Raw genomic sequence first — 828 nt, 5'->3', positions numbered from 1 at the left:
GGTTATATATGGTGTCATCTATGGCATCGGAGATGCGAGGCTTGGTGCAGTTATTGGAAAAAACTCCCAAGAAGGAAAAAGAATAAAAGCAAAATTATTTGAAGCTTTACCTGCATTAAGACAATTAAGAGATAATGTTATTATCGCTACAAGAAATAAAAAATATTTATTAGGTTTAGATAAAAGAAAATTAATTCCTAGGTCTGAACACTCAAGTTTAAATTTATTAATACAAAGTTGTGGAGCATTAATTATTAAGATGGCTACAATTATTTTACACAAAAAATTAAAGGAAAAAAATTATGATAAAGATACCTGTGCTATGGTTGCTCATGTTCATGATGAGCTACAACTTCAGTGTAAGTCTGCTGTTGCAGATGAAGTAGGAGCTATAGCAGTTCAATCAATTAAAGATGCAGGTACTCATTTTAATTTAAGATGTGCTTTAGATGCACAATATAAAATAGGAAACAACTGGGCTGATACCCATTAATTGTTGGTGCCCTCGGCCAGACTCGAACTGGCACTCCCAAAAGGGCAAGGATTTTCATACCACTATAGCTTTCGCTACACTTTCGTTTTGTGGTCTGGACTATACCTTAAGCAGTTAAGCTTCCTTCTGTCTAGTCTCTACACCTTACACATCGCTGTGTCTTGGCTCGGTATTAGCAGTTAAGCCTTCACCGAATTTAAAAGGTTCTACTTCCAGGCTTTCACCTGGAGCACTCAAATTGTGCGTTAAGTCCTTTGTGTCTACCAATTTCACCACGAGGGCTCCAACGCAAGACTTTTACAAAATATATTAATGATTAACAACACAAAAGATTT

1 protein-coding gene is annotated in these 828 nt (G+C 35.9%); it reads left to right on the top strand.

All coding sequences use genetic code 11. The features are described 5' to 3' along the window. On the top strand, positions 1 to 493 hold a 493-nt coding region (locus AMN70_RS03350), incomplete at its 5' end, for a DNA polymerase (RefSeq protein WP_218836804.1). Positions 494 to 828: the final 335 nt, after the last annotated feature.

It is taken from the genome of Candidatus Pelagibacter communis (assembly GCF_001179925.1).
GTDB lineage: Bacteria > Pseudomonadota > Alphaproteobacteria > Pelagibacterales > Pelagibacteraceae > Pelagibacter > Pelagibacter ubique_E.
This window is presented reverse-complemented; position numbering and strand designations above follow the sequence as displayed.